This is a genomic window from Streptomyces sp. NPDC005925 (assembly GCF_040638805.1).
Taxonomy (GTDB): Bacteria; Actinomycetota; Actinomycetes; order Streptomycetales; family Streptomycetaceae; genus Streptomyces.
Window position 1 is genome coordinate 123,120 of record NZ_JBEXVL010000015.1, and the last position, 8,650, is coordinate 131,769.

The window sequence follows — 8,650 nt, forward strand, 5'->3', positions numbered from 1 at the left end:
GCAGTCATGCGCAGATGAGGGATCACCCCACTGATTCCGGAAAGCACACTTCAGGGGCGGGCGATGGAGCAGACACACACCTCCCACAACGGCACGGCGGCGGCCACCCCGGGCGCACAGCGCCGGATTCTGGTGGTCGAGGACGACGCGACGATCGTGGACGCCATCGCGACCCGTCTGCGGGCCGAGGGATTCCTGGTGCAAACGGCGGGCGACGGCCCCTCCGGCGTGGACACGGCCGAGGCCTGGCAGCCCGACCTGCTGATCCTCGACGTCATGCTGCCCGGCTTCGACGGTCTGGAGGTCTGCCGGCGCGTGCAGGCCGCCCGGCCCGTGCCGGTGCTCATGCTCACCGCGCGTGACGACGAGACCGACATGCTGGTCGGTCTCGGCGTGGGCGCCGACGACTACATGACCAAGCCGTTCTCCATGCGGGAACTGGCCGCGCGGGTGCACGTCCTGCTGCGCCGCGTCGAGCGGGCCGCGCTGGCCGCCGCGACACCGCGCAGCGGCATCCTGCGCCTGGGCGAGCTGGAGATCGACCACGCGCAGCGCCGGGTCCGGGTCCGGTCGGAGGACGTGCATCTGACGCCCACCGAGTTCGACCTGCTGGTGTGCCTGGCGAACACGCCGCGCGCGGTGCTCTCCCGCGAACAGCTGCTGGCCGAGGTCTGGGACTGGGCGGACGCCTCCGGCACCCGCACCGTGGACAGCCACATCAAGGCGCTGCGCCGGAAGATCGGCGCCGAGCGGATCCGCACGGTGCACGGCGTGGGCTACGCGCTGGAGACGCCGACGCCATGAGCCCGGGGCGCGATGCCGCGCGCGGGAGCGCCGGGGACCCCTGGGGCGGCGTACGCCCGTTCTCGGTCAAGACCAAGCTCGGTGCCCTGGTGGTCATCGCGGTGCTCATCACCACCGGGCTGATGATGATCGCGATGCGCACCGAGACGGAGCTGCGGTTCATCACGGTGTTCTCGATGATCGCCACACTGCTGATCACGCAGTTCGTGGCGCACTCCCTGACGTCGCCGCTGGACGAGATGAACGCGGTGGCCCGGTCCATCTCGAACGGCGACTACACGCGCCGGGTGCGCGAGAACCGCCGGGACGAGCTGGGCGACCTGGCCCAGACGATCAACCGCATGGCCGACGAGCTGGCCGCCCAGGACCTGCAGCGCAAGGAACTCGTGGCGAACGTCTCGCACGAGCTGCGCACCCCGATCGCCGGTCTGCGCGCGGTGCTGGAGAACATCGTCGACGGGCTGACGCAGGCCGACCCTGAGACCATGCGGACGGCTCTGAAGCAGACGGAGCGGCTCGGCCGGCTGGTCGAGACGCTGCTGGACCTGTCCCGCCTCGACAACGGCGTCGTCCCGCTCAAGCAGCGGCGCTTCGAGGTGTGGCCGTACCTGTCGGGCGTGCTGAAGGAGGCCAACATGGTCGCCTCGGCCCGCGCGAGCATGGCGTCCGGATCCGGCAGTCACACCCGCACCGACGTCCATCTGCACCTCGACGTGTCCCCGCCGGAACTGTCGGCGCACGCGGACCCCGAGCGCATCCACCAGGTCGTCGCCAACCTCATCGACAACGCGGTCAAGCACAGCCCCCCGCACGGCCGCGTGACGGTCCGGGCGCGGCGCGGTCCGCGCCCGGAGTCGCTGGAGCTGGAGGTGCTGGACGAGGGGCCCGGCATACCGAGGTCGGAGTGGCACCGGGTCTTCGAGCGGTTCAACCGCGGCAATGTGAGCCGGCCGCACGGCCCGGGCAGCGACGGCGGCACCGGACTCGGCCTGGCGATCGCCCGCTGGGCCGTCGATCTGCACGGCGGCCGAATCCGAGTGGCCGAATCCGAGCGTGGCTGCCGGATTCTTGTCACTCTTCCAGGACTTCCCGCCGTACAAAGTTGACGTAAAGTTGAAAGTCGGGCGCCATTAATCAGTGGTGTCCGCACCGACGGACACGTGTGATCAGGCACGGGTCCGCACCGGTCGGGTGCCGGGTGACGACGTCCCCTTCCCCGATGAAGGGGAACCACGTTTGTTTCCCGCCATTTCCGGCACCGAAACGCGCTGTTCGATGTGATGTGCGCGACGATGAACGGGCCCGACCTGACCTTCGCGGTCTTGGAGGCGTAGCCTTTATTTCCGCTGTCCATCACCTTGTGAAGCGGAAGAGGGCGGTTGCCGCCGTGTCGCCACAGTCCCCCAGTAACTCGAGCTCCCCCAGCCTCCGGCCGGGTGGTGCCACCACGACCGACGCCGGTCGAGCGGGAAAGAACCCCGCCGCCGCGTTCGGCCCCAATGAGTGGCTCGTCGACGAGATCTATCAGCAGTACCTTCAGGACCCGAATTCGGTAGACCGCGCCTGGTGGGACTTCTTCGCCGACTACAAGCCGGGCGCCGCCGCGACCCCGGTCGCGGAGACCATCACGGCCCAGGCCGCCCCGGCGCAGGCTCCCGCCGCGCCCGCGGCTCCCGCCCAGGCACCCGCCGCCCCCGCGGCGCCGCAGCCCGCGGCAGCGGCCCCGGCCGCCCCCGCGGCGCAGGCCCCGGCGGCCCCGGCGCCCGCCAAGGCCGCCGCGCCCACCGCCCCCGAAGCGAAGCCGGCCGCGAAGGCCGCTCCCGCGGCCCCGGCCGGGCGCGAGCAGGTCACGCTGCGCGGTCCCGCCGCCGCGGTCGTGAAGAACATGGACGCCTCGCTGGAGCTGCCCACGGCCACGTCCGTGCGCGCCGTCCCGGTGAAGCTGCTGTTCGACAACCGCATCGTGATCAACAACCACCTCAAGCGGGCCCGCGGCGGGAAGATCTCCTTCACGCACATCATCGGCTACGCGATGGTCCAGGCCATCAAGGCGATGCCGTCGATGAACTGGTCGTTCGCGAAGGTGGACGGCAAGCCCACCCTCGTCAAGCCGGACCACGTCAACCTCGGTCTGGCCATCGACCTGGTGAAGCCGAACGGCGACCGCCAGCTCGTCGTCGCGGCCATCAAGAAGGCCGAGACGCTGAACTTCTTCGAGTTCTGGCAGGCCTACGAGGACATCGTCCGCCGCGCCCGCGAGGGCAAGCTGACCATGGACGACTTCTCCGGCGTCACGGTCTCCCTGACCAACCCGGGCGGCCTCGGCACGGTCCACTCGGTCCCCCGCCTGATGCCCGGCCAGTCGGTCATCCTCGGCGTCGGCTCCATGGACTACCCGGCCGAATTCCAGGGCACCAGCCAGGACACCCTCAACAAGCTCGGCGTCTCCAAGGTCATGACCCTCACGTCGACCTACGACCACCGGGTCATCCAGGGTGCCGCCTCCGGCGAGTTCCTCCGCCAGGTCGCCAACCTGCTGCTCGGCGAGAACCACTTCTACGACGACATCTTCGAGTCGCTGCGCATCCCCTACGAGCCGGTCCGCTGGCTCAAGGACATCGACGCCAGCCACGACGACGACGTCACCAAGGCCGCCCGCGTCTTCGACCTGATCCACTCCTACCGGGTCCGCGGCCACGTCATGGCCGACACCGACCCGCTGGAGTACACCCAGCGCAAGCACCCCGACCTGGACATCGTCGAGCACGGCCTCACCCTGTGGGACCTGGAGCGCGAGTTCGCCGTCGGCGGCTTCGCCGGCAAGTCGATGATGAAGCTCCGCGACATCCTCGGTGTGCTGCGCGACTCGTACTGCCGCACCACCGGCATCGAGTTCATGCACATCCAGGACCCCAAGCAGCGCAAGTGGATCCAGGACCGGGTGGAGCGCGCGCACTCCAAGCCGGAACGCGAGGAGCAGCTGCGCATCCTGCGCCGCCTGAACGCCGCCGAGGCCTTCGAGACGTTCCTGCAGACGAAGTACGTCGGCCAGAAGCGCTTCTCCCTGGAGGGCGGCGAGTCCGTCATCCCGCTGCTGGACGCGGTCCTGGACTCGGCCGCCGAGTCCCGCCTGGACGAGGTCGTGATCGGCATGGCCCACCGCGGCCGGCTGAACGTCCTCGCCAACATCGTCGGCAAGTCGTACGCGCAGATCTTCCGCGAGTTCGAGGGCAACCTCGACCCGAAGTCGATGCACGGCTCCGGCGACGTGAAGTACCACCTGGGCGCCGAGGGCACCTTCACGGGCCTGGACGGCGAGCAGATCAAGGTCTCGCTGGTCGCGAACCCCTCCCACCTGGAAGCGGTCGACCCGGTCCTGGAGGGCGTCGCGCGCGCCAAGCAGGACATCATCGGCAAGGGCGGCACGGACTTCACGGTCCTGCCCGTCGCGATCCACGGCGACGCGGCCTTCGCGGGCCAGGGCGTGGTCGCCGAGACCCTGAACATGTCGCAGCTGCGCGGCTACCGCACCGGCGGCACGGTCCACATCGTCATCAACAACCAGGTCGGCTTCACCGCCGCCCCGGAGTCCTCGCGTTCCTCCATGTACGCGACGGACGTGGCGAGGATGATCGAGGCCCCGATCTTCCACGTGAACGGCGACGACCCGGAGGCCGTGGTCCGCGTCGCGCGCCTGGCCTTCGAGTTCCGCCAGGCGTTCAACAAGGACGTGGTGATCGACCTCATCTGCTACCGCCGCCGCGGTCACAACGAGTCGGACAACCCGGCCTTCACGCAGCCGCTGATGTACGACCTGATCGACAAGAAGCGCTCGGTGCGCAAGCTGTACACCGAGTCCCTCATCGGTCGCGGCGACATCACCCTGGAAGAGGCCGAGCAGGCCCTGCAGGACTACCAGGGTCAGCTGGAGAAGGTCTTCACGGAGGTCCGCGAGGCCACCTCGCAGCCGGCGGCCGCCGAGCCCTCCGAGCCGCAGCCCGAGTTCCCGGTCACCGTGAACACCGCGGTGACCGCGGAGACCGTCAAGCGGATCGCCGAGTCGCAGGTCAACATCCCCGACCACATCACCGTCCACCCGCGTCTGCTGCCGCAGCTGCAGCGCCGGGCGGCCATGGTCGAGGACGGCACGATCGACTGGGGCATGGGCGAGACCCTCGCGATCGGCTCGCTGCTCCTGGAGAACGTCCCCGTCCGCCTCTCGGGCCAGGACTCGCAGCGCGGCACCTTCGGCCAGCGGCACGCGGTCATCATCGACCGCACCACGGGCGAGGAGTACACGCCGCTGCAGTACCTCGCCGAGGAGCAGTCCCGTCTCAACGTCTACAACTCCCTCCTCTCCGAGTACGCGGCGATGGGCTTCGAGTACGGCTACTCGCTGGCCCGTCCCGACGCGCTCGTGATGTGGGAGGCGCAGTTCGGTGACTTCGTCAACGGCGCGCAGACGGTCGTGGACGAGTTCATCTCCTCCGCCGAGCAGAAGTGGGCGCAGACCTCCGGCGTCGTCCTGCTCCTGCCGCACGGCTACGAGGGCCAGGGCCCGGACCACTCCTCGGCCCGCCCGGAGCGCTTCCTCCAGATGTGCGCGCAGCACAACATGACGGTCGCCATGCCGACGTCGCCGTCGAACTACTTCCACCTCCTGCGGTGGCAGGTGCACAACCCGCACCACAAGCCGCTGGTCGTCTTCACACCGAAGTCGATGCTGCGCCTGAAGGCCGCGGCGGCGAAGGCGGAGGAGTTCACGACGGGCGGCTTCCGCCCCGTCATCGGCGACGCGTCCGTGGACCCGGCCGCCGTCCGCAAGGTCGTCTTCTGCGCCGGCAAGGTCTACTACGACCTCGACGCCGAGCGGAAGAAGCGCGGCGCGACGGACACGGCGATCATCCGCATCGAGCGCCTGTACCCCATCCCGGGTGCCGAGCTCCAGGCGGAGATCGCCAAGTACCCGAACGTCGAGAAGTACCTGTGGGCCCAGGAGGAGCCGGCGAACCAGGGTGCCTGGCCGTTCATCGCGCTCAACCTGATCGACCACCTGGACCTGGCGGTCGGCGCGGACATCCCGCCCGGCGAACGCCTGCGCCGCATCTCCCGCCCGCACTCGTCGTCCCCGGCGGTCGGCTCGGCGAAGCGGCACCAGGCGGAGCAGGAGCAGTTGGCGCGGGAGGTGTTCGAGGCGTGAGCCTCTGACCTCGCCGACGGTCTCTGACCTGGGGCAGCCCGAAGGGCCCGGTTCTCGGATTTCTCCGAGAACCGGGCCCTTCGGCGATCCGGTGTCCGCGTCCGCGCCTGTCAGGTGTACTGGGGTTCGAAGTCCCAAGGGGGGCGCTTGCGGGCACGGGCGGAGACGGTGAGCGGGTGCCGGGCTCCGAGGGTGGCGTCCAGGGCCGACAGCGCCCGGTGCTCGGCCTGCTCGGACTCCGTACGCCGTCCGAGGGCGCGCAGATCAACCGCGAGGGATACGAGGGCGGACAGGGTCAGCGGATGCGCGGGGCCGAGGACGCGGACCGCGCGGTGGACCGTGTCCCGGCCGAGGAGGGCGGCGCCCTCGGGATCGCCCACGAGACCGCGCAGAGCCGAGGCGTTGAGCGCGCAGCCGAGGGTCCAGGGATGGCTGTCCCCCACCGCGTCCGTCATCTCCGCCCGCGCCTGCTCCGCGAGGGCGTGACCCTGCTGACGCTGTCCCGCGTCCCGCAGGATCAGCGCCTGGTTGGCGCGTACCCCGGCGATGAAGGGGTGGCCTTCCGGGAACATCGACTCGTAGCGGGCGACGACGCTCTCGCCGAGTTCCCGGGCCCGGTCGAGGTCGCCGTGTTCGCGGGCGTGGCAGCACAGGCCGGTCGCGAAGATCAGCGTCAGCGGGTGGACCTCGCCCAGCACGCGTTCGGCACGCTCCAGAACACGGGCGAGCAGCGGCCCGGGCTCCTCCCGCATGTCACCGGACGCCCGCATGCCCGTCCCGTGTCGGCACAGGGCCAGATTGTGCTCGGCCCTGAGCGTCTGCGGCTTGTCGTGACCCATCACGACACGGTTCTCGCGCACGTTACCCGCCTGCAGCGACTCGGCCTCGGCGTAACGGCCGAGGAGGCGCAGGTCACCGGCGTACGCGAGCTCCGAACCAAGTGTCCGGGGGTGCCGGGCCCCCAGCAGACGGCGACGGGCCTCGAGGGTGCGCAGGTCGACGTCCCGGGCGTCGTCGTAGCGGCCGAGGAGGCGCAGGGAGACGGCCACGTTGTTCTGGGCGTTGAGGGTGCGGGCGTCCTGGTCACCGAGGAGGTCGCGGTACGTCGCGAGAACACGCTCGGACATCTGCAGGGCCTCCGCGTAGTGACCGAGGCCGCGCAGGTCCGCGGCCAGGCCGCCGAGGGCCCGCAGCAGGTCGCGGTCGCGTTCCCCGCGCTGTTCGAGGTGCCGGACAGCGGCCCGCTCGATCTGCACCGTGCGCTGGTAGTCACCGGCCGCGCGCAGCACATTGGCGTAGTGGTACGTCAGCTCCCAGATGAGCGGGTGGCTCTCGGCGAGCAGCTGCCGCCAGGCTCGCATGGCGCGGCGGCCGAGTTTGACACCCGCCGCGTACTCGCCCGAGAGGTACATGTAGCGCAGGCAGTCGAGGACGAGGGTCTGGACGGCCGCGTCGGTGGTGGCAAGGGCGTCCGCGTACTTCAGGTGCGGCACGATCTCCGCGTAACCGGGCCACCGGGCGGGGTCCCCGGGGCTGCCCGGGTCGGCCGCCGCCAGTGCCCGCCGCACGATGTCGCCGAGTTCCTGCCGCTGCGCGTCGGGGATGTCCCGGCGCACGATCTGGTGGACGGCACGGTGCAGGTAGAAGGTCTCCCGCGCGGGGTCCCCGTCGTGCGGCTCCAGGCGGACCACGGAATAGGTGCGCAGCTGGTTGATCGCCTTGTTCCACAGCAGCGGATCGTTGAGGAGCCCGGCGAGTTGCTCGGGCAGTTCGTCGACCGGCATGTCCTTCAGCAGGCGCACCGGGATGAAGCCCGGCGCGAAGAACGTGCACAGCCGCAGCAGTTCCACGGCCTCCGGGGCGGTCTCCTGAAGCTGGTTGAGGAGGATCGACCAGGCGGTCTGGAAGGCCAGCGGGAAGTCGGCCGAGACCTTCACCACGTCGCTGTCGATGCCGCCCTCCAGCAGGGCGATGTACTGCTCCACCGACAGGTCGGAGTCGTTCAGCCAGCCCGCCGTCTGGTCCAGCAGCAGCGGCAGGTCCTCCAAGGCGTCCGCCAACTGGTCCGCGTCCGGCTCGGTCAGCCGGGGAGCGCGGCTCCGGATGAAGGCGACGGACTCCTCACGCGCGTAGACGGGAATCTCGAGCAGTTGGCTGTTGTGCTCGCTCCACTCCGGGTTGCGGGACGTGATGATCACGTGGCCGGGGCCGGTCGGGAGGAGGTCCCAGATCTGGTCGGGCTCGTCTGCGCCGTCGAGAATCAACAGCCAGCGTGAGTAGGGGTCTCCGCGCCGCAGCGAGTCGCGCACCGCGCGCAGCCGCTCGCCGTACTCCTGTCCCGTCCGCAGCCCGAGTTTCGGAGCGAGCTCGGCCAGCTGACGACGATAGGTGACCCGCCGGTCCGCGTTCACCCACCACACCACGTCGTACTCGGAACCGAACCGGTGCGCGTACTCGGCCGCCATCTGCGTCTTGCCCACCCCGGACATGCCGTACAACGTCACCACCCCGGCACCGGACTCGGCGCCCTGGAGCATGCGGTAGGCGTAGTTGAACAGCGACTCACGGCCGGTGAAACGGGTGTTGCGGCGCGGGACGGCGCCCCAGACGTCGGGCATGGCCGCCGGGAACCGAGGGCCGCGGCGG

The 8,650-nt window shown here is 70.2% G+C and carries 4 protein-coding genes; 3 read left to right on the forward strand and 1 reads right to left on the reverse strand.

Annotated elements, in window-relative coordinates; translation table 11 throughout:
- The first annotated feature begins 63 nt into the window (after nucleotides 1-63).
- The 3 genes from ABZ354_RS19245 to ABZ354_RS19255 all read left to right on the forward strand — a co-directional run bounded on the left by ABZ354_RS19245 (nucleotide 64) and on the right by ABZ354_RS19255 (nucleotide 6,004).
- Entirely contained in the window at nucleotides 64-804 is a 741-nt protein-coding gene (locus ABZ354_RS19245) for a response regulator transcription factor (protein ID WP_358658195.1), read from the forward strand.
- A complete protein-coding gene (locus tag ABZ354_RS19250; protein WP_358658197.1) occupies nucleotides 801-1,910 on the forward strand; it encodes an ATP-binding protein in 1,110 nt (369 codons plus the stop codon). Before ABZ354_RS19245 ends, ABZ354_RS19250 begins: the two co-directional genes overlap by 4 nt.
- A gap of 281 nt (nucleotides 1,911-2,191) precedes the next feature.
- Nucleotides 2,192-6,004 (forward strand): multifunctional oxoglutarate decarboxylase/oxoglutarate dehydrogenase thiamine pyrophosphate-binding subunit/dihydrolipoyllysine-residue succinyltransferase subunit, encoded by a 3,813-nt coding sequence (locus ABZ354_RS19255; RefSeq protein WP_358658199.1) that lies wholly within the window; start codon nucleotides 2,192-2,194, stop codon nucleotides 6,002-6,004.
- A gap of 110 nt (nucleotides 6,005-6,114) precedes the next feature.
- Here ABZ354_RS19255 and fxsT read toward each other — a convergent pair.
- Nucleotides 6,115-8,650, reverse strand: a 2,536-nt coding sequence (gene fxsT / locus ABZ354_RS19260) for an FxSxx-COOH system tetratricopeptide repeat protein (protein WP_358658201.1), incomplete at its 5' end; no start/stop codon positions are given.

What these genes read in the sequence shown, in the direction of transcription:
- ABZ354_RS19245 (WP_358658195.1), top strand. Translation starts at nt 64, where the DNA reads ATGGAGCAGACACACACCTCCCACAACGGCACGGCGGCGGCCACCCCG.
- ABZ354_RS19250 (WP_358658197.1), top strand. Translation starts at nt 801, where the DNA reads ATGAGCCCGGGGCGCGATGCCGCGCGCGGGAGCGCCGGGGACCCCTGG.